The sequence below is a fragment of the Curtobacterium sp. 8I-2 genome (assembly GCF_902506155.1).
Lineage (GTDB): Bacteria > Actinomycetota > Actinomycetes > Actinomycetales > Microbacteriaceae > Curtobacterium > Curtobacterium poinsettiae.
Genome location: NZ_LR732827.1, coordinates 1,027,388 through 1,048,330, shown reverse-complemented (window position 1 = coordinate 1,048,330; position 20,943 = coordinate 1,027,388). Strand labels below are relative to the sequence as shown.

25 protein-coding genes and 2 pseudogenes are annotated in these 20,943 nt (G+C 71.7%); 12 read left to right on the top strand and 15 right to left on the bottom strand.

The features are described 5' to 3' along the window. Positions 1 to 40 precede the first annotated feature (40 nt). Positions 41 to 703 (bottom strand): response regulator, encoded by a 663-nt coding sequence (locus BOSE127_RS08715; RefSeq protein WP_056069957.1) that lies wholly within the window; start codon positions 701 to 703, stop codon positions 41 to 43. Further along, positions 700 to 2,406 carry a sensor histidine kinase gene (locus BOSE127_RS08710; protein ID WP_159556908.1) on the bottom strand — a complete coding sequence of 569 codons (1,707 nt, stop codon included), beginning with the start codon at positions 2,404 to 2,406 and terminating at the stop codon, positions 700 to 702. The genes BOSE127_RS08715 and BOSE127_RS08710 overlap by 4 nt, the downstream gene beginning before the upstream one ends. Before the next feature lie 153 nt (positions 2,407 to 2,559). Here BOSE127_RS08710 and BOSE127_RS08705 point away from each other — a divergent pair, with 153 nt between their 5' ends. Continuing rightward, positions 2,560 to 4,053, top strand: a complete 1,494-nt coding sequence (locus BOSE127_RS08705; protein WP_017886869.1) for a CitMHS family transporter — start codon at positions 2,560 to 2,562, stop codon at positions 4,051 to 4,053. Between the two features lie 33 nt (positions 4,054 to 4,086). Here BOSE127_RS08705 and BOSE127_RS08700 read toward each other — a convergent pair whose 3' ends face one another. Next, positions 4,087 to 5,160: a threonine aldolase family protein gene (locus BOSE127_RS08700; RefSeq protein ID WP_140448770.1), complete on the bottom strand. Its 1,074-nt coding sequence runs from the start codon at positions 5,158 to 5,160 to the stop codon at positions 4,087 to 4,089. A gap of 86 nt (positions 5,161 to 5,246) precedes the next feature. On the opposite strand from BOSE127_RS08700, the gene BOSE127_RS08695 reads away from it, so the two are divergent. Beyond that, on the top strand, positions 5,247 to 5,825 hold the full coding sequence (locus BOSE127_RS08695; RefSeq protein WP_159556906.1) for a TetR family transcriptional regulator: 579 nt from the start codon (positions 5,247 to 5,249) through the stop codon (positions 5,823 to 5,825). Positions 5,826 to 5,907: 82 nt separating this feature from the next. Here BOSE127_RS08695 and BOSE127_RS08690 read toward each other — a convergent pair whose 3' ends face one another. Further along, positions 5,908 to 6,552, bottom strand: coding sequence for a GntR family transcriptional regulator (locus tag BOSE127_RS08690; RefSeq protein WP_159556904.1), 645 nt, complete (start codon positions 6,550 to 6,552; stop codon positions 5,908 to 5,910). A 97-nt stretch (positions 6,553 to 6,649) separates the two neighbouring features. On the opposite strand from BOSE127_RS08690, the gene BOSE127_RS08685 reads away from it, so the two are divergent. The 4 genes from BOSE127_RS08685 (at position 6,650) to BOSE127_RS08670 (ending at position 9,722) form a co-directional block, all read left to right on the top strand. Further along, complete coding sequence (locus BOSE127_RS08685) at positions 6,650 to 7,357, top strand: DUF969 domain-containing protein (protein ID WP_017886865.1); 708 nt, start codon at positions 6,650 to 6,652, stop codon at positions 7,355 to 7,357. Beyond that, positions 7,354 to 8,436, top strand: a complete 1,083-nt coding sequence (locus tag BOSE127_RS08680) for a DUF979 domain-containing protein (protein WP_159556902.1) — start codon at positions 7,354 to 7,356, stop codon at positions 8,434 to 8,436. Before BOSE127_RS08685 ends, BOSE127_RS08680 begins: the two co-directional genes overlap by 4 nt. After that, on the top strand, positions 8,423 to 9,478 hold the full coding sequence (locus BOSE127_RS08675; RefSeq protein WP_236559523.1) for a DUF2891 family protein: 1,056 nt from the start codon (positions 8,423 to 8,425) through the stop codon (positions 9,476 to 9,478). The genes BOSE127_RS08680 and BOSE127_RS08675 overlap by 14 nt, the downstream gene beginning before the upstream one ends. A gap of 61 nt (positions 9,479 to 9,539) precedes the next feature. Beyond that, complete coding sequence (locus BOSE127_RS08670; RefSeq protein ID WP_071251269.1) at positions 9,540 to 9,722, top strand: hypothetical protein; 183 nt, start codon at positions 9,540 to 9,542, stop codon at positions 9,720 to 9,722. Positions 9,723 to 9,774: 52 nt separating this feature from the next. On the opposite strand, the gene BOSE127_RS08665 is transcribed toward BOSE127_RS08670, so the two are convergent. From BOSE127_RS08665 to BOSE127_RS08650, 4 genes are all read right to left on the bottom strand, one after another. Next, a complete protein-coding gene (locus BOSE127_RS08665; protein WP_017886861.1) occupies positions 9,775 to 10,077 on the bottom strand; it encodes a putative quinol monooxygenase in 303 nt (100 codons plus the stop codon). 63 nt (positions 10,078 to 10,140) lie between these two features. Next, the gene (locus BOSE127_RS08660; protein WP_071251267.1) at positions 10,141 to 11,025 is read right to left on the bottom strand and encodes a biotin-dependent carboxyltransferase family protein; all 885 of its coding nucleotides are present in this window, start codon (positions 11,023 to 11,025) and stop codon (positions 10,141 to 10,143) included. Next, positions 11,022 to 11,654 (bottom strand): 5-oxoprolinase subunit B family protein, encoded by a 633-nt coding sequence (locus BOSE127_RS08655; protein WP_159556900.1) that lies wholly within the window; start codon positions 11,652 to 11,654, stop codon positions 11,022 to 11,024. Before BOSE127_RS08655 ends, BOSE127_RS08660 begins: the two co-directional genes overlap by 4 nt. After that, on the bottom strand, positions 11,651 to 12,430 hold the full coding sequence (locus BOSE127_RS08650; RefSeq protein ID WP_159145871.1) for a LamB/YcsF family protein: 780 nt from the start codon (positions 12,428 to 12,430) through the stop codon (positions 11,651 to 11,653). The genes BOSE127_RS08655 and BOSE127_RS08650 overlap by 4 nt, the downstream gene beginning before the upstream one ends. A gap of 168 nt (positions 12,431 to 12,598) precedes the next feature. On the opposite strand from BOSE127_RS08650, the gene BOSE127_RS08645 reads away from it, so the two are divergent. Both BOSE127_RS08645 and BOSE127_RS08640 read left to right on the top strand, forming a co-directional pair. After that, complete coding sequence (locus BOSE127_RS08645) at positions 12,599 to 12,769, top strand: hypothetical protein (RefSeq protein ID WP_017886857.1); 171 nt, start codon at positions 12,599 to 12,601, stop codon at positions 12,767 to 12,769. A gap of 211 nt (positions 12,770 to 12,980) precedes the next feature. Beyond that, entirely contained in the window at positions 12,981 to 14,345 is a 1,365-nt protein-coding gene (locus BOSE127_RS08640; protein ID WP_052481922.1) for an MFS transporter, read from the top strand. A gap of 99 nt (positions 14,346 to 14,444) precedes the next feature. Here BOSE127_RS08640 and BOSE127_RS17445 read toward each other — a convergent pair. The 4 genes and pseudogenes from BOSE127_RS17445 to BOSE127_RS08620 all read right to left on the bottom strand — a co-directional run. Continuing rightward, positions 14,445 to 14,594: pseudogene (locus tag BOSE127_RS17445) on the bottom strand (DivIVA domain-containing protein); the annotation flags it as partial. 9 nt (positions 14,595 to 14,603) lie between these two features. After that, positions 14,604 to 14,699, bottom strand: a pseudogene (locus BOSE127_RS08630) (DivIVA domain-containing protein); the annotation flags it as partial. 53 nt (positions 14,700 to 14,752) lie between these two features. After that, entirely contained in the window at positions 14,753 to 15,097 is a 345-nt protein-coding gene (locus BOSE127_RS08625; RefSeq protein WP_056069993.1) for a hypothetical protein, read from the bottom strand. A gap of 145 nt (positions 15,098 to 15,242) precedes the next feature. Continuing rightward, complete coding sequence (locus tag BOSE127_RS08620; protein WP_159556898.1) at positions 15,243 to 16,100, bottom strand: alpha/beta hydrolase; 858 nt, start codon at positions 16,098 to 16,100, stop codon at positions 15,243 to 15,245. Between the two features lie 125 nt (positions 16,101 to 16,225). Here BOSE127_RS08620 and BOSE127_RS08615 point away from each other — a divergent pair, with 125 nt between their 5' ends. The 4 genes from BOSE127_RS08615 (at position 16,226) to BOSE127_RS08600 (ending at position 18,838) form a co-directional block, all read left to right on the top strand. Beyond that, positions 16,226 to 16,813: an LppP/LprE family lipoprotein gene (locus BOSE127_RS08615; RefSeq protein WP_140448778.1), complete on the top strand. Its 588-nt coding sequence runs from the start codon at positions 16,226 to 16,228 to the stop codon at positions 16,811 to 16,813. A 73-nt stretch (positions 16,814 to 16,886) separates the two neighbouring features. Next, the gene (locus tag BOSE127_RS08610) at positions 16,887 to 17,918 is read left to right on the top strand and encodes a YeiH family protein (RefSeq protein WP_017886851.1); all 1,032 of its coding nucleotides are present in this window, start codon (positions 16,887 to 16,889) and stop codon (positions 17,916 to 17,918) included. A 78-nt stretch (positions 17,919 to 17,996) separates the two neighbouring features. Further along, entirely contained in the window at positions 17,997 to 18,608 is a 612-nt protein-coding gene (locus BOSE127_RS08605) for a hypothetical protein (RefSeq protein ID WP_017886850.1), read from the top strand. Beyond that, positions 18,608 to 18,838, top strand: coding sequence for a helix-turn-helix domain-containing protein (locus tag BOSE127_RS08600; RefSeq protein WP_017886849.1), 231 nt, complete (start codon positions 18,608 to 18,610; stop codon positions 18,836 to 18,838). Before BOSE127_RS08605 ends, BOSE127_RS08600 begins: the two co-directional genes overlap by 1 nt. A 17-nt stretch (positions 18,839 to 18,855) precedes the next feature. Here BOSE127_RS08600 and BOSE127_RS08595 read toward each other — a convergent pair whose 3' ends face one another. From BOSE127_RS08595 to BOSE127_RS08585, 3 genes are read right to left on the bottom strand one after another with little or no spacing between them, the layout of a single operon-like run. Beyond that, entirely contained in the window at positions 18,856 to 19,674 is an 819-nt protein-coding gene (locus BOSE127_RS08595; protein WP_017886848.1) for a GntR family transcriptional regulator, read from the bottom strand. Next, positions 19,671 to 20,303 (bottom strand): TetR/AcrR family transcriptional regulator, encoded by a 633-nt coding sequence (locus BOSE127_RS08590; RefSeq protein WP_017886847.1) that lies wholly within the window; start codon positions 20,301 to 20,303, stop codon positions 19,671 to 19,673. Before BOSE127_RS08590 ends, BOSE127_RS08595 begins: the two co-directional genes overlap by 4 nt. Then, positions 20,300 to 20,923 carry an isochorismatase family protein gene (locus BOSE127_RS08585; RefSeq protein WP_140448780.1) on the bottom strand — a complete coding sequence of 208 codons (624 nt, stop codon included), beginning with the start codon at positions 20,921 to 20,923 and terminating at the stop codon, positions 20,300 to 20,302. Before BOSE127_RS08585 ends, BOSE127_RS08590 begins: the two co-directional genes overlap by 4 nt. Between the last annotated feature and the right edge of the window lie 20 nt (positions 20,924 to 20,943).

Here is a 20,943-nt window from a genome sequence, read left to right as displayed (position 1 = left end):
CCACCGATGGTGCCACGGCGCAGTCTTCGGAACGGCTGACTCACCGCCGCACGTACCGGTGCTCCGGCCGCCCCGCAGCCCCGTACCGCAACTGCATCGCCACCGTCCCGTCGGCCGTGAGCTGCGCCAGGTACCGCTGCGCCGTCGCCCGCGAGACCCCGATCGCCGCAGCGACCTCGGCGGCCGATCGTTCTTCACCGGCGACGAGCTGCTCGAGCACCAGCGCAGCAGTGGCCGCCCGGGACGGGGATGCCCCACCGCTGTCCCCGGCGTGCAGGATCCGGAACGCCCGCTCGACGGCCTCCTGGTCGAGCGTCGACCGCTCGTCGAGCACGTTCCGCGACCGCGCGTACGCCTGCAGCCGCTCGGCCAGCACCCCGGCTGCGAAGGGCTTGATCAGGTAGGCGAGCGCTCCGCTCCGCATCGCCCGGCGCACGGTGCCGGAGTCCGAGGCCGCGCTCAGCACGAAGGCGTCGGCGCCGGTGTCGATCGACCGCAGCAGGTCGAGGCCGCTGCCGTCGGGCAGGTACACGTCGACGAGCACCAGGTCCACGGCTCCGCCCGACAGCGCGGAGCGAGCACCCGCGAGGGTCCCGACGGGTTCGAGCGCCCGGAAGCCCGGAACCTGGTCGACCTGCCGCCGGTGCAGGTCTGCGACGTGGAAGTCGTCGTCGACCACCAGCACGGTGAACACGGAACTCACGACACCACTCCTTCCAGTCGGGCGCAGAACACCGCGCCGTGGTCGTCGCCGCCGGGGGAGGCGAGCCACACGTCGCCACCGTGCCGCCGGGCGATCTCCCGCGACAACGGCAGTCCGATCCCGAGCCCGTGCACCTGCGCGACGTCCCCGGACGCGGCGGTCGCCGCACTTCGGACGAACAGCGAGTCCGCGGCACCGTCCGGCACCCCCGGCCCGGAGTCCATCACCGACAGGTGCAGGGTCGTGCCGTCGTCGAGCACCTCGACCTCCACCCACGGGGAGCCCCCGTCACGCGTGCGCTCGTCGTCGCGGAGGGCCGCCGTCACGGCGTTGTCCACCAGGTTGCCGAGCACGGTCGTGACGTCGCCCGGCTCGGTGATCGTCCCCTGCACGAGCGTCTCCGCCCCGATCCGCAGCAGCACCCCGCGCTCGGCGGCCTCGACGCCCTTCGCCCCGAGGAACGCCTGCAGGTACGGCTCGGTCAACCGGTCGGCGTGCTGCACCGGGTACCGCAGCGGCCCGCGCTCCTGCACGTCCGCCAGGTACGCCCGCGCCCGTGCGGTCTCGCCGATGTCGAGCAGCCCCGAGATCGCGTGCAGTCGGTTCGCGAACTCGTGGCGTTGCGCCCGAAGCGCTGTGCTCATCGCTCCGACGGCGTCGAGCCGCCGGGTCAGGGCCTCGACGTCGGTGCGGTCGCGCAGGACAGCGACCCGGCCCAGGTCGCGTCCGTCGCGGGACACGGTGCGGACGTCGACGAGCAGCACCCGGTGCCCGGCGACGATCGTGGCGCTCGCCGGAGCGGCGGAACCCCCGTCGAGCATCGACCCGAGCGGCGCGGGCAGGTCGAGGGAACCCACCGGCTGCCCGACCGGGTCCGCCAGCCCGAGCAACTGCACGGCTTCGGGGTTGCAGACGGTGACGGCCCCCGACGGGCCGATCGCGATGACGCCTTCACCGACCCCGCCGAGCACGGCCTGCTGGTTCTGCACGAGCGTCACGAGCTCCTCCGGCTGCAGCCCGAGCGTCAGCCGCACCAACCTGCGTCGGATCAGCACCGACGCGATCAGCGCGAGCAGGACCGCCGCCAGCCCGGCACCGATCACCGGCATGCTGTCCTCGACCAGGGTGTCGTAGACGCGTGCCCGGGTGAACCCGACGCTCACCTCGCCGACGACGGTGGACTGCCGGGAGGCGCGGCTCGTCCCCGCCCCGCCGGCTGCGGGTGCGGAGACGGGCACCTTCGCCCGCGCCGACTCGCCGAGCGTGCCGCGGGCCCAGGACACGGTCTCGCGTCCGGCGAGTGCGGCGTCGGGGGAGGTGCTCACCATCTCGCCGATGCGGTCGACGTCGGGGTGGGCCAGCCGGACACCCCGGTCGTCGGTGACCACGACGAAGAGCGCCCCGGTCCGGCGCTGGGCCGCGACGGCAGCACGCTGGACGGGCCCGTCGGCGAGGGCCGCTCGGTCGAGGTCGGTGCCGTCGACGCTGAGCCGGGCGACCGCGGCCCGGACGTCGGACTGGGCGGCGACGCTCTGCGCGATCGCCAGTGCGGTCCCCTCGGCAGCGCGCTCGAGCCGGGTGACCTCGATCCGGACGAACACGGCACTGGTCAGGGCGACGACGGCGACGACCACGGCGAGCTGCAGGACGAGCACCTGGGTGGCGAAGCGGAGCCTGGGGCGCCGTGAACGGTCGTCGGTCACGACCCCAGCGTACGGAGGGTGCGCCGACCTGCTTGCGCACAATGCGCAGAATGCGGTCAACGCGCGATGGTGCGCCAATGTGCAGAAGCGCGCCGCGCCTCCAGGCCGGGTCGTAGCGTGCCCGGACTGCCAGACACGGACGAAGGAGTCCTGATGCTCGTCATCCTCGGGTACGCGATGGTCCTGACCTTCATGGTCCTGATCATGACCAAGCGCATGTCGCCCATGCTCGCGCTGATCATCGTGCCGACCGTGTTCGGCCTGTTCGCGGGGGCGGGCCTGGGACTCGGCGACATGGTCACCGAAGCGATCGGCACCCTGGCGCCGACGGCAGCGCTCCTGATGTTCGCGATCATGTACTTCGGGCTGATGATCGACGTCGGCCTGTTCGACCCCCTCGTCCGGTTCATCCTGCGGGTGACCGGCAACGACCCGGCGAAGATCGTGCTCGGGACGGCTCTGCTGGCGGGCGCGGTCTCGCTCGACGGGGACGGCTCGACGACGTTCATCGTGGTGACCGCGGCGATGTTGCCCATCTACCTGAAGCTCGGCATGAGCCCGGTCGTGATGACGTGCGTCGCCGGTTTGACGAACGGCACGCTCAACATCGTGCCGTGGGGTGGTCCCACCGCCCGGGCCGCCGCTGCACTGAAGATCGACCCGACGGACATCTTCGTCCCGCTCGTGCCGTCGCTCGTGGTGGGGCTGCTGCTGTGCTTCACGTTCGCCTGGACGATGGGGCTGCGGGAGCGGAAGCGCCTCGGGCTGATCGAGTTCACCGAGGCCTCGCGGGGTGCACGGGTGCCGGAGCGCGCGAACGCCCGGGCCGGGTCGCGCGTGCTCGCGGCGGTCGGCGGGACCGGCGGCGGGATGTTCACGAGCCCCACGGTCGCGCTCGGGCTGCGCGGCGGGAAGGCCGACGGCCGACGTGCCGACGGCGACGGCGTGGACGGAACCGGTGCGACGGACGAGGGCGCGGGCACCGGCACGATGGCCGAGACGATGCTCGACCCGAACCGTCCGACCCTGCGCCCGAAGCGCATCTGGTTCAACCTGGCACTGACCGTCGCCGTGATGGTGGCGCTCGTGATGGGCCTGCTGCCGCTGCACTTCGTGTTCATGATCGGCACGGCGATCGCCCTGCTCGTGAACTTCCCGCAGCTCAAGCAGCAGACCGCGCAGATCGTCGCGCACGCCCCGAGCATCGTCGGTGTCGTGTCGATGGTGTTCGCCGCCGGGGTGCTGATCGGGGTGCTCGACGGCACCGGGATGGTCGCTGCGATGGCCGACTGGCTCGTTGCGGTCATCCCGGACTCGATGGGCCCGTACCTGGCGGGCATCACCGGCATCCTGAGCATGCCGCTGACGTTCTTCATGAGCAACGACGCGTTCTACTTCGGGATCCTGCCGGTGCTGTCCGAGAGCGCTTCGGCGTACGGGATCACACCGGCGGAGATGGCCCGCGCCTCGGTCGTCGGGCAACCCGTGCACATGCAGAGCCCGCTCGTCCCCGCGATCCTGCTGCTGGTGTCGCTCGCCAACGTGAACCTCGGCGACCACCACAAGAAGGTGCTGTGGCGGGCCGCCGTGGTCGCGATGGCGATGCTCGTGGTGGCGATCGTGGTGCGGGTCATCCCGTTCGGGTGATCTTACCGCCGCGCCGGAGTGCGCCGGGCCGGCTCAGGCGGCGTCGAGCTCGCGCGTCAGGGCTGCGACGAAGTCGTCGACGTCCTGCTCCGAGGTGTCGTACGCGCACATCCACCGCACCTCGTTGCGGCTGGCGTCCCAGTCGTAGAACCGGAAGTGCTCCCGCAGCCGGTCGGCCACGCCGGCGGGCAGGGTCGCGAAGACCCCGTTCGACTGGGTCTGCTGGCTGAAGCCGACACCTCGGATGCTGCCGTCGGCGATGCCGGCCTCGAGTGCACCGCGCAGGCGGGCGGCCATCGCGTTGGCGTGCCCGGCGGAGCGCAGGTACAGGTCATCGCTGAGCAGGGCGATGAGCTGGGCGGAGACGAACCGCATCTTCGACGAGAGCTGCATGTTCATCTTGCGCAGGTAGTGCAACCCCTCGGAGGCCGAGGGGTTCAGCACGACGATCGCCTCGCCGTAGAGCATGCCGTTCTTCGTCCCGCCGAAGCTCAGCACGTCGACGCCGGCGTCGGTGGTGAAGTCGCGCAGGGGCACCCCGAGCGATGCCGCGGCGTTCGAGATGCGAGCGCCGTCCATGTGCAGCGTCATGCCGAGCGAGTGCACGTGGTCGGCGATCGTCCGGATCTCGTCCACCGTGTAGGCGGTGCCGAGCTCGGTGGTCTGGGTGATCGACACGACGAGCGGCTGCGCACGGTGCTCGTTGCCCCAGCCCCAGGCCTGCCGGTCGATGCGCTCGGGGGTGAGCTTGCCGTCCGGTGCATCGACCGTCAGCAGCTTGATGCCCCCGATGCGCTCGGGTGCTCCGGCCTCGTCGGTGTGGATGTGCGCGGTCGAGGTGCACACCACCGCACCCCAACGCGGCAGCATCGACTGCAGGCCGACGACGTTCGCGCCGGTCCCGTTGAACACCGGGAACGCTTCGGCCTGCGACCCGAAGTGCTGCCGGACCACCTCGTGGAGACGCGCCGTGTAGACGTCCTCGCCGTACGCGGTCTGGTGGCCGTCGTTGGCCTCGGCGATGGCCGCGAGGATCTCGGGGTGCACGCCGGCGTAGTTGTCCGAGGCGAAGCCCCGCAGGTCCAGGTCGTGGAGTCGGAGGGTCACTCGCTCATCCTAGGTTCGGGGGATCAGGTGCCCTGAGCGACGGTCGCACCCGCGTCGCGGGCCGCGTGATCGGTACGGTGGTCGCCATGGCCCGATTCACGCCCCCTGCTGCCGACGCGATGCGCGCACGACTCCTGCTCGCCGCGCGGGACGAGTTCGCCGCGGTCGGACTGGCCGCCGGCAGGGTCGAACGGATCGGCGCGGCGGCGTCGAGCAACAAGGCGCAGGTCTTCCACTACTTCGGCAGCAAGGAGGGCCTGTTCGACGCCCTCGTCGTGGAGACCATGACCGAGACGTTCGCCGACGCCCCGCTCGACACCGCCGACCTGGCCGCCTGGGCCGGCGGGGTGCACGACTCGTACGTCCGTCGCCCCTGGGCCCAGCGGCTCGCGACGTGGCACCGGCTCGAGCGTGCCGACATCCCGCTCGAGTCCGTCGCGACGAGCTACGCCGACGCGGTGGCCGAGGTCGAGCACGCCCAGCGCGCCGGGGTCCTGCCGCGGGCGTTCCGTCCGGCGGTGCTCCTCGGGCTCGTCCTGCACACCGCTGCGTTCTGGAGCGCGACCGCTCCGGAGTACGAGCCGCTCGTGCAGGCCGTGACGCCACCGCGACGTCGCCAGGTCGTGGTGGACGCGGTCACGGCGCTGCTCGGCGGGAAGTCCTGACCGAGGGCTCGACCGGCACCAGCGCGACCGCGATCGGACCGGGCGGGCGGGACGGAGCCGCGCCGGGCCTCCTGGAGGTCCCTCAGCCGGTTGCGCCGGCGGCGACCCGCAGCGTCCGCTCCGCATCGTCGAGGTAGACCGCGAGCAGTGCCGAGGCGGCGTCCTGGTCGCCACCGCGCAACGCGGACACGATCGCGTCGTTGCGTTCGACGAAGTCGGCGTGGAACGACGCCGGGTCGGCGGTGGTCAGGAACGCGAGTCGCATCTCGGCGAGCAGGCCGTCCATCAGGGCGTGGATCCGCTCGCTCGGCACCGCGCGCACGAGTTCGGTGTGGAACCGGATGTCGGCGGTGCCGACGGCGCCCCAGTCGCCCGCGGCTGCTGCGGCCCGGGCGTCCGCGACCGCTGCGGCGGCCGCGGCGAGGGCTGGCGAGTCGGGGGAGCAGGCACGCACAGCGGCTTCCTCGAGAACCCGCCGAGCCGCGTAGAGATCGGTGACGTCGGCGGCGGAGAGACGTCGGACGAACACCCCGCGGTTGAACACGTGCTCGACCAGTCGGTCGCGGGCGAGCAGCCGGAATGCCTCGCGCAGGGTGTTCCGCGACACCCCGAGCTGATCGCTCAACCGCTCCTCGGACAGCTGCGCCCCGGGGGAGAAGCCGCCCGACGCGATCATGGTGCGCAACCGCGTGGCCGTGGAGTCAGCGCCGCCGACGGTTCGGGTCATGGCACCGATCCTGGCACGGGCGGCGTTTGTGAAGGGCGTGTTACAGAGCAGAACCGGCTCTTGCGATTGTTGAACAATGCGGTCCAGACTGTCCCGCATGTTCGTCCTCATCGGCGTCGCCGTCGTCATCGTCGGCTTCGCGTTGCGCGTCAACGCGCTCCTCGTCGTCACGGTCGCGGGCATCGTGACCGCGGCCATCGGCGGGATCGGTCCCGTCGGCATCCTCGACGCGTTCGGCAACGGGTTCGCCTCGAGCCGGTCCGTCACGACCTTCGCGCTCGTCCTGCCCGTCATCGGCCTGATCGAGCGCTACGGCCTGCAGGACCAGGCGAAGCGTCTGATCGCGAAGCTCGACAAGCTCACGACGGGTCGTCTGCTCGCCGGCTACCTGGTGATCCGGCAGGTCACCGCGGCGGTCGGCCTGACCAGCATCGGTGGCCCGGCGCAGACCGTCCGCCCGCTGGTCTACCCGATGGCCGAGGGCGCGGCGACGAAGAAGTACGGGCGGATCGACGACCGCATGCGCGAGAAGATCAAGGGCTACTCGGCCTCGTCCGACACCGTCGGGGTGTTCTTCGGCGAGGACGTCTTCGTCGCGGTCGGCTCCATCCTGCTCATCACGACGTTCGTCGACGCGACCTACGGGCTGTCGCTGGAACCGATCGACCTGGCCCTGTGGGCGATCCCGACGGGCATCGCGGCGCTGATCGTCCACGGCGGACGCCTGCTGCTGTTCGACCGCCGACTCGACAAGATGGCGGCGGACGCCCGTGCCGACGCTCCGACCCTGGGGGCCGCAGCGTGATCACCAGCGAATGGCTCTACTGGCTCATCGGCGCGTTCTTCATCGCCGTCGCCGTCCTGATCGTCACCGACACCGCGCACGCGAAGCGCCTGGGCAACGCCGCGTTCTGGGGCATCCTCGGCCTGTCGTTCTTCGCCGGCACGTTCGTCGCCGCTGGCAGCATCCCGGCGTGGACGCTCGGCATCGCCGTCCTCGTGATGGTCGCGCTCGCCGGACTCGGCTTCACCGGCACGACCAGCCGCACCCGGGTCGCGAGCATCCCCGGCGCCGGTACCGGTGCGGAGACCGGCCCCGCCGAACCAACCGGCGTGACGCAGAAGATCACGAGCGCGGGCAGCGGCAGCACGAGTGTGCTCGCCACCACCAGCCCGGACGAGCGTGCCGCGTTCGCGACGAAGTACGGCAACCGGCTCTTCATCCCGGCCTTGGTGGTGCCCGTGGTCGCCGTGCTGGTCGCGACGCTCGGCCCGCTCGTCTCGTTCGGCGGCGAACCGCTGCTGGCCGAGGGGAGCGCGACCCTGACCGGCTTGGGCATCGGCTCGGTCCTCGCCGTGGTCGTGGCCGTGTTCGTCCTGCGCCCGCCGAAGATCGCCACCCCGATCCGCGAGGGCGGTCGGCTCCTGCAGGCGATCGGCTGGGCGGCGCTGCTGCCGCAGATGCTCTCGACCCTCGGCATCGTCTTCACCCAGGCGGGGGTCGGCGACGCGGTCGGCACGATCATCAAGTCGGTCCTTCCCGACGGCTCACTGCTCGCCGCAGTGGTCATCTACTGCCTGGGCACGGCCCTGTTCACGATCATCATGGGCAACGCGTTCGCCGCGTTCCCGATCATGACGGCCGCGATCGGCTGGCCCGTCCTGGTGCAGGGCTTCGACGGCAACCCGGCCGCGATCTTCGCGATCGGCATGCTCGCCGGCTTCTGCGGCACGCTCGTCACCCCGATGGCCGCGAACTTCAACCTGGTGCCGGCCGCCCTGCTCGAGATGCGGGACAAGTACGGCCCGATCAAGGCGCAGATCCCCACCGCCGCCATCCTGCTCGTCGTCAACATGGGAGTCATGTACCTTGTCGCATTCTGATGCCGCCCCGATCGACCTGGCCCGGGCGGCCTGGGCCGACCGCTTCGCGGCCGTCGCCGCGGACAACACGACCCGTGAGTACCCGTACGCCGCGCACCACGCGACGTCCGGGCCGGACGACCGGGCACTGCCCGTCGAGCTCCACCCCGCCTTCGCCACGTCGTACGACTGGCACTCGTCGGTGCACATGCACTGGCTCGCGGCGCGCCTGGTCGCGCACGGTCTGCCCACCGACCTGGAGGCCCGGCTCACCTCGATCCTGCAGGCGCACCTCACGACGGATCACCTGGCGACCGAGGCCGCTTACCTGCGCGAGACACCGCACTACGAGCGCCCCTACGGCTGGGCCTGGCTCGCACGGCTCGCCGCCGAGGTGTCGGCATCCGAGGCGCCCGCCGTCCGGGCACTCGCACCGGGGTTCGCGCCCGTCGTCGACGTCCTCGAAGACCTGGTCGTCCGGTGGATCGACGGTGCCGCGCACCCGGTCCGGCACGGCGTGCACTCGAACTCGGCGTTCGGGCTGCTGCTCGTGCTCGAGGCCGCCCGGTCACTCGAACGTCCGGCCCTGGCGGCAGCGGTCGAGGGGGCAGCACGGGACTGGTTCGGCGCGGACGCCGGGTGGCCGTTCGCCTGGGAAAGGAGTGGGCACGACTTCCTGTCCGCCGGTCTCGCCGAAGCCGACCTGATGCGTGCGGTGCTGCCCGCTGCGGAGTTCGCGACGTGGGCCCGTGGCTTCTTCGCCGCGGTGCAGCCGGGCGACGCGATCCTGCGGTCGACGGTGGTGCGCGACGAGAACGATCCGCAGCAGGTGCACCTGTTCGGGCTCGACCTGTCGCGGGCGGGATCGGCCCGGCGCATCGCGGACGCACTCCGTGCCGGCAGCTCGGACGACTCCTGCATCGCGGACCTGCTCGACGACGCCGCCGACCGGCTGCTGACCTCCGGGCTCGCGGCGAGCGTGGGCGAGGAGTACTACTCCACCCACTGGCTGGCGAGCTTCGCCTGGGACGCCATGGAGGCCCGGGAGCACGCCGCTCGATGACCGGCTTCGGGGTGGTGATCGTCTGCGGACACACTGAGGATCCGGAGGTACCTTCGGGGCCATGAGCGATCCGAAGGACGACGAGACCCTCGACGACTTCCGCGAGGCGCAGGAGACCGACTACGAACCGGAGCCCACCGTGCTCGACCCCGACGACCTCCCGGTGGTCGACGACGCGAACGACGAAGTGCTCCCCGACGACGAACGGCCGGTGCCGCTCGACACCGACGACGACGTGGTCTGACCGACCGCGGCCGACGCCGACCCATGCGCCGTGGGGCGGGGCCGGTGTCGGCTCAGTGGAGCGGGATGGTCCGCGCGAAGGTGCGGGTGACCGGTGTCGCTTCGAGGAACGGTGCCATCGCCGGAGCACCCTCGGGCGTCGCACGCCAGGCCACGTACGTGTCGTGGTCCGCGGCGGTCGTCCACGACTCGACGACGACCATGCGCGCCGGGTCCTCGTCGTCGACCAGGACCTCGAGCGACTCCAGGCCGTGGAACGACGCGGTCTGTTCGAGCGTCTCGCGGATCGCACCCTGGAGCGCGTCTTCGGGGGCGTCGCTCTGGAACTGGACCTCGAGCAGGACGGTGATCGACATGGGGAACCTTTCGTCAGCGGTGTCCAAGCCAACTCCGGACCCCCTGCGCTTGTTCCGGGTCGGTCAGTCGAGGATGCGGAACCGGAGCGGATCACCAGGCCGGAGCTGCGCGGCACGGTCGACCGACCGGGGCGTCAGGACCGCGACGACCGGGTAGCCGCCGGTGACCGGGTGGTCGGCGAGGAACAGCACGGGGAACCCCTCGGGCGGCACCTGCAGCGATCCCGTCTCGACACCCTCGCTCGGCAGCTCGCGTGTCACGGAGCGGGCGAGCGGCGTCGCAGCCGTGGTGCGGACCCCCACGCGGTCGCTGTCCGCACTGACGGCGAAGTCCTGACCGGTCAGGGTCGATCGCCACTCCGGGGTGAACCAGTCGTCGCGCGGCCCGGGCACCACGTCGAGCACGACCGGCTCGTCCGGCCACCGCGGTTCGGGCTGCGGCACCGCGTCGACGACCGGCCACGAGACCCGGGCTCCGCCGACCGGCAGGAGGTCGCCGGCCGACAGCGGCGGCGGACCGAGGCGCGCCAGGGAGTCCCACGAGCGGCTGCCGAGCACCGGTTCCACCGCGAAGCCCCCGAGGACCGCGATGTAGGCGCGCAGGCCCACGGTCGCGGTGCCGATACGGAGCGTGTCGCCCGGGGCCAGCAGCAGCACCTCGTGCGAGGCCGCCCCGCGGACCGATCCGTCCGCCCGCTCGACCTCGACCGGGCAGGCCGCGCCGGTGGCGGCCGCCACCACGTACGCGTCGGTGCGGAGCGTGACGGAGCCGAGCACGGCCTCCAGGACGGCCGCGTCGGCACGGTTGCCGACCAGTCGGTTGGCGAGTGCCGCGGACCCGCGGTCGGCCGCGCCGGCCGCCCCGAGGCCCATGTCGCTGAAGCCCGGGCGACCGAGGTCCTGCGTGGTCACGCCGTAGCCGACCTGCACGACGGTCAGCGCGCTCATGCCGCACCCGCCACGACGAAGCGGACGAGGGTGCCGGCTGGCGCGAGCGCCGGGGGCGTGCGCTCGAGCGACCACATCGGCACGTCGGTGCGGCCGATGAGCTGCCAGCCGCCGGGCGAGGTCCGCGGGTAGACGGCGCTGAACTCGCCGGCCACCGCGACGGCACCGCTCGGGACGGCCGTGCGGGCGGTGCTGCGGCGGGGCAGGTCGAGCGGTCGATCGCTGCCGGTCAGGTAGCTGAAGCCCGGGGCGAAGCCACAGAAGGCGCTCGTCCAGAGCTGCCCGGTGTGCCACGCCACGAGTTCGTCGCGCCGCATGCCGGTCAGTTCGGTGACGGTGTCGAGGTCCTCGCCGTCGTAGGTGACGGGGATGACGAGCGGTTCGGCGTCGTGCGCTTCGCGCGTGGCGCTGACCGGGACGACGTGCGCCAGCTCCGAGCGGAGCCGACCGGTGTCCGTCGTCGCGGGGTCGAACCGGAACAGCAGCGTCCGGGCGCCGGAGACGACCTCGGTCAGGCCGGGCAGGGAGGCCTCGTCGAGCCCGGCGCGGAAGGCGACGACCTCGGCGAGGGACTCGAACGTGGCGAGGAGTGCGGTGCCGCCAGCGGAGCGGACGTCGGGACCCGTCACGGCGCGAGCGGTGCGGGCAACACGAACGGCGCGATCGTCACGCCGTGCTCGGTCAGGAGTGCTCGGATCGCACGGGCCATCGCGACGGCGTCGGGGGAGTCGCCGTGCACGCACACCGAGTGGGCACGCACCGCGATCTCGGACCCGTCGACGGCGATCGCGACGCCGTCGGTGACCATGCGGAGCACCCTCGCCGCGACCTCGTCCGGGTCGTGCAGCACCGACCCCGGCTGCTTCCGGGACACCAGCGAGCCGTCGGGTTCGTAGGCGCGGTCGGCGAAGGACTCGCTCACGGCGCGGAGCCCGTGTCGTTCGGCCGCCAGCAGCAGCTCCGATCCGGGCAACGCCAGCACGGCGAGCGACGGGTCGACGTCGGCGACGGCGCGGACGACCGCCTCGGCCTGCACCGGGTCGGCGCAGGCCGTGTTGTACAGGGCGCCGTGCGGCTTGACGTAGGCGACGGCCGCGCCGGCGACGTGCGCGGTGGCCGCCATCGCCCCGAGCTGGTGGACGACGTCGGCGTACAGCTCGTCCGGTGTGACGTGCACGGGGCGGCGGCCGAAGCCGATCAGGTCCCGGTAGGCCACGTGGGCGCCGATCGCCACACCGCGTTCGGCGGCGGCGCGGGCGGTGGTGAGCATGATCGTCGGGTCGCCGGCGTGGAACCCGCACGCGACGTTGGCGCTCGAGACGACGTCGAGCATCGCGGTGTCGTTGCCCATGGCCCAGGCGCCGAAGCCCTCGCCGAGGTCGCTGTTCAGGTCGATCGTCGTCACGGGTGCTCCCTGTCGTCGCGGGTTGTTGAACAATCTACCGAGAGCCCCGGCCCGTGTCATCCGCTTCCCCCGCTCGGACGGTGGATTCCGAGGCGGGGCACGTACTGTCCGAGTCCTCAGTACCCCGGTGGCGGTGCCGCCGGGTCGATCCCTGCACTGGAGCAGCTCATGACCGACAGCAGCAACACGCACGACGCCCCGAAGAACGACCCCGAGGGCACCGAGAAGCCGGGCGGCCTCGGCGACGACAACACCATCCCGAACAACCCCGACGGCCTGGCCGCGGGCCACTCGGGCGACGACTCGCACTTCAACCCGGAAGAGGACGGCGAGCAGTAGGCGCTCCTTTTCGGCCTGCGGGTCGATGCAGAACGACACCGTCGTTGTCCTCCGACAACGGCGGTTTCGTTCTGCGTCGGCACGCATCCGCACCGACGAAACAATCAGAGCAAAACCTTCCGGCCTGCGGTTTCCGGTGCTACAGTCCCGATCACCTAGCAGCGCTAGGTATTCGAGGGCCCCGAAGCCCCCTATGACTCGAGGAGGAGTCATGTCGACACCGTCGTCGAAGGAAGAACCCACCCGCGGCATCGCCGGGACCGCGTCCCCCGCGGTCACCGCAGCCGCCGGAGCCACCGCCACGGACGCTGCTGCGTCCCGAGCGTTCTCGGTCGAGGGCATCACACAGTCCGTCAGCACCGTCCGGGTGGGTCGCGGGTACCTCTGGGGCCTGAGCTTCGCCCAGTTCGGCCTGTTCGTCGCCCTGCTCACCCCCGTCTTCGTGAGCATGTCGATCAAGGCCACGGAGCTGAACCCGACGAGCCCCGAGACCGTCGTCGGCTCGGTCCTGCCGTTCGGAGCGCTCGGTGCCCTGTTCGCCAACCCGCTGTTCGGTGCGCTCTCCGACCGCACCCGCACGCGGTGGGGTCGTCGTCGCCCGTGGATGGTCGGCGGTGTCGTGGTCTTCGTCGGCTCCCTCGCCTGGCTCGCGTTCTCGCCCGACGTGCTGCAACTCACCCTGGCCTGGGTGCTCGCGCAGGTCTCTGCCAACGCGGTGCTCTCGACCCTGACGGCGAGCTTCGCCGACAACGTGCCGGAGTTCCAGCGCGGCAAGGCCTCGAGCGTCATCGCGCTGGCGCAGAACATCGCGATCCTCGCCGGGCTCTACCTGGCCGTGTACCTGGTCGGCAACCTGCCGGTCCTGTTCATCGCACCGGGTGTCCTGGCGATCGTCGCGGTCCTCGTCTACTCGTTCGTCGCCCGTGACGACCTGCCGACGACTCCGGTCAAGCCCTTCAGCTGGGTCAACCTGATCAGCTCGTTCTGGACGAACCCGATCAAGCACCGCGACTTCGGGCTCGCCTGGTGGGGCCGCTTCCTCATCACCTTCGGCACGTTCATGTTCACGACGTACCGACTCCTGTACATGCAGGACCGCATCGGGCTCCCGCAGGGCGAGGCGGTCGGGGTCGTCGCGTTCGGCGTGCTCCTGTACACGATCGCCCTGCTCGTCAGCGCCGCGGTCTCCGGCTGGGTGTCCGACCGGATCCAACGTCGCAAGGTCTTCGTCTGGGGCTCGACGGCCATGACCGCCGTCGGTCTGGTGATCCTGGCCCACGTCGACACGGTCGGCGGGTTCTACTTCGCCGAGATCGTCCTGGGCTTCGCCTTCGGCATCTACGCCGCCATCGACACGGCCCTGGTCGTCGACGTGCTGCCCGACCCGGAGCGCCCTGGCAAGGACCTCGGCGTCATCAACATCGCGAACGCGTTGCCGCAGTCACTCGCCCCCGCCGTCGGCCTGTTCCTGCTCGGCATCGGTGGTGGCCAGAACTACACGCTCATGCTCTGGGGTGCCGGCGTCGCCGTCATCCTCGGTGCCCTGGTGATCCTGCCCATCAAGTCGGTCCGCTGACCGACGCGACCGCCTGGAGGCGCGACCTGCGTCCGTGACGCACGCCGCGCCTCCAGGCGGTCACCTGCACCGCCGGTGACCGCTTCAGCGGGCGCCGTGCTGGCGCAGTGCGACGACGACCTCGTCGAGGAAGTCGTCGACCTGCCCCTGGTCGTACCCCTCGCGGAACTTCGTCGGCTGGAACCGCACATCCATGACCTGTTCCGGCGTGAGCGGGTCGACGGGCCGCCGCTGCTCGTACCCGGTCAGGGTGGCCTGGATCCGGTCGAGGAACGCATCGACCTGGCGCTGGTCGTACCCGTCGCGGAACTTGGTCGGCCGGAACCGCTTCTCGGACACCTCTCGTGCGAGCATGTGCTCCCCCTTCTGTCTGTCCGGCAATGCTCCCACGGGCCGGTTGCCGAGGGTCAGCGCTGCGGCGTCCGCTTGCCGAACAGTGCGTCGAGGAACCGCGAGAACCGGGACTCCGGCTCGTGGATCGTCTCGATCGAGCGGGTCGGCGACCGGAACGCCAGGTCGTGCAGCATGTTCCGCTTCGAGCCGTCCCAGTTCGCGAACAGGTAGGTCCCGCCGATGAACGACATGCTCCGGACCGGCGCGCGCTTCCACGAGTCGGCAGCCACGTAGTACCCCGCGTGGCCGGCGCGGATGTGCTGGATCACGGTGTCCACGTCGATGACACCGGTCGGTGTCACGACGGCGGTGATGCCCGTGCGGTCGCGGGCGACGTACTCGATGAGGTGTTCGGTCACGATGGAACTCTTCGTCACGGTGGTGAGGCGCCACGGGGGAAGCGTGGCGAAGGGGATTCGGAACCGCCGTTGCTTCCGTTCCCAGAGTACGTCCGCCTCGGGCGCGGCGTTCCCCGATGTCCGCCGTTCGTCCGTGGAAGAGCGCTCAGCGGATGGGCGTGTGGTGGTCGGGCGTCCGGTGGTCGGGTGTCCGATCCGCCCACGCGGCGATGCGGTCGATCGCGTCGTCGAAGTCCCGCGTGCCGGGTCGGTTGAGGAACGCGTGACGGCTGTCCGGCAGGACGTGACGTTCGACGGGGATGCCCGCGTGCTCGAGCTCGCCCGCGAAGCGTTCCCCCGACCCGCGCATCACGTCCCGCTCGGCGTCGACCATCAGGGTGCGAGGGAACCGGGTGAGGTCGTCGGACGCCGGGTAGACCGCAGCGGGGTGGCCGCCCGCGTACGCCCGGTTGCTCAGGTCCAACAGCACCGGGGCGTGCGTGAACCACCGGTGTCCGCGGACGAGTCGCCGCACCGCCCGGTCGCGGGGGAGTCGGGCGTGGAAGAACCCGTAGGTCAGCACGAGGCCGACCAGTGCCGGGGCGGTCGCGACCGCGGAGGCCGCCAAGCACGCACCGGCGCTCGCCCCGCCGAGCAGCAGACCCGAGGGTGCCTCGTCCTGCAGGTGGTGGAGGACGGCGACGATCTCGTCCCGCGCGTGCGGTGCCCGTCGTCGCCCACGTGGTCCACCCCGGCCGAGCCAGGGCAGCCCGGGCAGCGGTCCGAGGCGGTAGCCGACGGTCACGACCGGCAGCCCGCGCTCGGCGAGTGCCCGTGCGACGGCGTCGGACTCGGGCAGTTCGAGGTCGCCCCGGAAGAACCCGCCGCCGTGGACCCAGACCAGGGTCGGGGCTCCCGTGCTGGCGCTCGGATCGGCCGGTCGGTACCGACGGACGGGGACCGGCCCGTGTGGTCCGTCGATCTGGTCGTCCCGGACCTCGACCCGGACGGTCCCCTGGTGCATCCCCCGCATGGGAGCAGTGTGGCAGCACGCCGGCGGACGCCACAGGCACACCGCTGCAGCGTCCGGAGGGACACATCCCGGTAACGATGCGGGCGACCGTTCGGCGGCGCAGGCAGCGTGGAGCAATGCGCCTGACGAGAACCGCCCTGATCCTGACCACTGCGACCCTGGCCGCACTGCTGACGGGGTGCTCCGGCGCGGACGGGGCGGACGGCAGCGCGGCGACCCCGACCGTGACCGAGACCGTCACCGCCCCGCCCTCCGACGCCGCGAGCACGCCGACGCCGACCCCGACCCCGACCTGCGGGCCGACGAGCGGCGCCGAGGCTGCTGCCGCGGGCATCGCGGCCCTGCCGCTGCCCGCCGGACTCGAGGACGCGAAGTGGGACGCCGCGAACGCCGACTACTCCGGCTACGACGCCTGCGCGCCGCTGTCCTGGTCCGTGGTCGAACCCGAGTTCGCCACAGCCGGCTCCCCGTACGCGATCCTGCTGTTCCACGAAGGCCGGTACCTCGGCACCGCCACTGCCGAGCAGTACGCCTTCGAGCCGACGATCGAACGACGGAGCGAGTCGGCCGTGACGGTGACCTACAAGTTCGCGAAGGCGGGCGAACCGAACGCAGCACCCTCCGGCCGGACCACGGCCACCTTCACCTGGAACGACGAGACCGGCCGCGTCGACATGACGGGTGACACCCCGCCCGCTCAGTGACGATCGGGCGCTGCCCGTCGCGGTGACGCCCGTTCCGCGAGCGCGGCATCTGCCGGCACGACATGCTGTCCTCATGCAGTCCGTCCGTGCAGCCGCCCCCGGTGTCGCCCTCGCCGTCGCGATCGGCATCGTCGCCACCCTGGTCGGCCGGGTCGTCCCGGTGGTCGGCGGCCCCGTCCCCGCCGTCCTGATCGGTGCCGTGGTGGGGTGGCTCGTCCGGCGTCGCACCGGTGGCACACTCGCGGTGCTCGCCCCCGGGGTGAAGTTCTCGTCCAGCCGGGTGCTGCAGTTCGCGGTGGTCCTGCTCGGCGCGCAGCTGTCCATCGGCGAGGTGCTGCGCATCGGCGGTGAGACCCTGCCGGTGATGCTCGCGACGCTCGTGGTCTGCCTGGTGGCCGCGTGGGGGATCGGTCGACTGCTCCGGGTGTCGGGCGCGCTCCGCACCCTGATCGGTGTCGGGACCGGCATCTGCGGCGCCTCGGCGATCGCCGCCGTCACGCCGGTCATCGGCGCGGTGAGCGCCGACGTCGCCTACGCGATGTCCACGATCTTCCTCTGCAACATCGCCGCCGTCTTCGCCTTCCCGCTGCTCGGGCACGCCCTCGGCCTCAGCCAGCACGCCTTCGGCGTCTTCGCGGGCACCGCCGTGAACGACACGTCGTCCGTCGTCGCCACCGCGACCGTCTACGGTCGCCAGGCGACCGACACCGCGGTCGTCGTGAAGCTGGTGCGCACCCTGATGATCATCCCGATCGTCATCGGGCTGGCCGGACTGGAGGCCCGCCGCGCCTCCCGCGAGCAACTCGCCCCCGCCTCGGGGTCGGGCCGCGGATTCCGCGTGTTCCGCTTGGTGCCGTGGTTCCTGATCGGGTTCCTCGTGGTGGTGCTGCTCCGGACGGTCGGGGTCCTGCCCGCGTCCGTGGCACCGGGGTTCGCGACCGCAGCCTCGTTCCTCATCACGGTGGCGCTCGCCGCGATCGGCTGCTCGACGGACTTCGCGGCGCTGCGACGTGCCGGGTTCCGTCCGATGCTGCTCGGCATCGCGCTCTGGGTCCTGGTGGCGGGGACGAGCCTCGGCGTGCAGGCGGCGTTCGGGCTGCTGTAGGGGCTTGCCCGAGCCGGACCCATCGTTTATCGTTGCATCGAAATTCGATGGTATCGATGATCGACAGGGGAAGCAGCCATGACCACACCCGTCTACGAACCGCCCCGCGGGCGGAACTCCTACTTGGCCTACGTCGTTTCGTGCGCCATCGGCATCGTGTTCGTCGTCTGGCGGTACGTCGAACAGCTCGTCCAGTCGATCACCTCGGGCACGGTGGCGGTGCCGATCCGGATGCGTGAGACGAGGGCCATCCCGCAGCCCCCGGGTGGCGCGACGGTGACGTCCGACCAGCTCGTGCTCCGGGCGCCGGTCGCCGACCTGCCGGGTGGTGCGATCGGGTGCATCCGCGTCGGCGACGCCCTCGAGGTCCTGCTCGTCAGCGTCCTGATCGCCCTGGTGGCGGCGGTGGCCTGGAAGATCTCGCGCGGCGGGCTCTTCGACCGCTCGACCCCCCGGATCCTCGACTGGCTCGCCGGCGCGGTGCTGGCCGCCGGGTTCCTGCCGTCGTTCGTCCGCCGGATGGGGTGGAACTGGGTCGTGTCCGGGCTCGGCTGGGACGGGTACCTGCCCACGCCGGTGGTCGATCACCAGTTCCTGCCCGTGTACCTCGGCCTGCTCGTCGTCGTCTGCTTCCGGTTCGCGCTCACCGCCTCGCAGCGGATGGTGCGGGACCAGGCCGGGCTGGTCTGATGCCCCCGGAACAGGAGGACGGCCACGCGGTCGTCTGTCACCTCGACGATCTGCTGGCCGCGCGGGGGATGACCCTGACCGAGCTCGCCGACCGGGTCGGTGTGACCGTCGTCAACCTCTCGGTGCTCAAGAACAACCGGGCCCGCGCGATCCGGTTCTCCACCCTCACCCGACTGTGCGAGGTGCTCGGCTGCCAGCCGGGCGACGTCTTCTCGGTGCGCACGGACTGACGATCCCCGCCCGTGCCTCACGTGATCCGGGAGTCGATCACCGCCCGGTCGCCGCGGTACCGCGAGAACCCGTACTCGACGGGTGTCCCGTCGGCCAGGCACATCAACCGTTCGATGTGGAAGATCGCCTGGCCGGGATCGATGTCGAGCAGGTCGGCCGTCCACTGGTCGGCGTTCACGGTGCTCAGGAGCAACCGTCGTGCCTCCGGCCGCGCGCCGGCCTTCCTGACGAGCACGTCCGGCACGTACTCGGTGAGCGGTTCGGCGACCAGGTCGGGGAAGCGCTCGTGCGGGACCCAGCTCGTCCGGACCCGGCTCGGTTCGCCGTCGAACGAGATGAGGCTCTCGACGAAGAAGGCGCTGCTGCCGGTCATCTCCAGGTTCCGCCGGACGGTCTCCGGCGCGGTCACCTGCTGCACGCACAGGTGCACGATGCTGAGCCGGGGCGACTCGAACACGCTGCCCCCGGCCGTCTCGCCGTAGATCGTGACCTCGTCGGACGTGCGGGCCAGGCTCACCGAGGCGACGGGCCGCACACCGAACGTGCCCGATCGCGGCGCACGGGTGAGCAGCCGTTGTTCCTTGAGCAACGCGAGGGCAGCCCGCAGGACGTTCCGCGTCGTGCCGTACAGGTCGAGCAGCTCCCACTCGTACGGCAGCGGACCGGTGAACCGCCCCGCGACGATGTCGGCCCGGATCAGGTCGGACACCTGGCGGGCCGCGTCGGAGCGTCGGTTGAACCCGATCCAGTGACCCGGTGCCGACGGAGTCGTCCCGACCCCCATGTCGGTCCAGGCAGCGGACGGGGCGAACCCCTCCGGCACGGTCCCGGTCACGAGGCCACCCCCACCGTCGACAGGTCGCCGGTCCAACCGGCCCACCGCAGGAACTCCCGGGCCAGCCGCACCGGGTAGTCGGGCGCCCGGATGTCGAGCGAGACGAACACGCGTCGGTAGAACGTCGGCCCGCCGAGCAGGTCCACTGCGATGCCGAGGTCGACGTCCGGTCGCAGATCGCCCGCGTCCATCGCCCGCTGCAGCATCGCGTTCACCCGGAGCCGCCGGTCCAGGTGCCACTCGGCCACGGCCTCGGCGACCCGCGGCTCGTGCGACGCGGTCTCCACGATGAGCGGGAGCGCCCGACCGACCGGCGTCGCGACGAGGGCGTGCACCCATCCCCGGGTGAGGCCCAGGACACCCGCGGCGATGGGGACATCCTGCACCGTCGGGATGTGCTCCTCCATCAGACGGATCACGGTCTCGGTGAGCAGGACCTCCTTGCTCGACCACCGCCGGTAGATCGTCGCCGCACCCACGCCGGCCGCGTCGGCGACGGCCCGGATCGTGAACGCCCGGGGGTCGCCCTCGGCCAGGATCTCGACACAGGCGGTGTACACGGACTCGCCGACGGCAGCGCTGCGCGGCCGGCCCCGGACCGGCGCCTCGATGCGCGTCGTGGTGCTCATGCCGCGTCCCAGTGCTCGAGCACCTGTTCCATCGGCCAGACCTCGCCGATCTTGGCGGCGATGTCGAACAGGTTCGCCTCGTGCACGCTCGGCAACCGGTCGCCGACGGCTTCGCGCACGACGATCGGGACGAAGCCGTGCTGCATGGCGTCCGTGGCGGTCGCGCGGATGCACCCGCTCGTCGACAGCCCCGCGATGAAGAGCGTGTCGACGCCGCGGGCGACGAGGTCGGCGGCCAGCGACGTGCCGAAGAACGCGCTCGGGTACTGCTTGGGCACCACGGTGTCGCCGTCGAGGGGTTCGAGCCCGTCCACGAACGCCCCCGTGGACGCGCCGGGCAGGTACGCGGCGAGTGCCGGCACCTTGCGGAAGAACACGCCGGCGTTGGACCCGTCGGCCGAGAGCGCCATCGTGGTGATCGCCACGTGCACCCCGGCTGCCCGAGCGGCGGTCGTGAGCTCCCGCATCCGCTCGACGGGTTCCTCGACCCCCGCGTAGAGCCCGCAGCCGGGGTCCACGTACGCGCGGACCGGGTCGACGACGACGAGCGCAGCGCGTCGTCCTGGCTGCAGCGTGCCGGTGAAGCCGGCTGCCGCGTAGTCCTGGTGGTCGTCGGTCATGGCGTCCTGCTTCCGTCGTG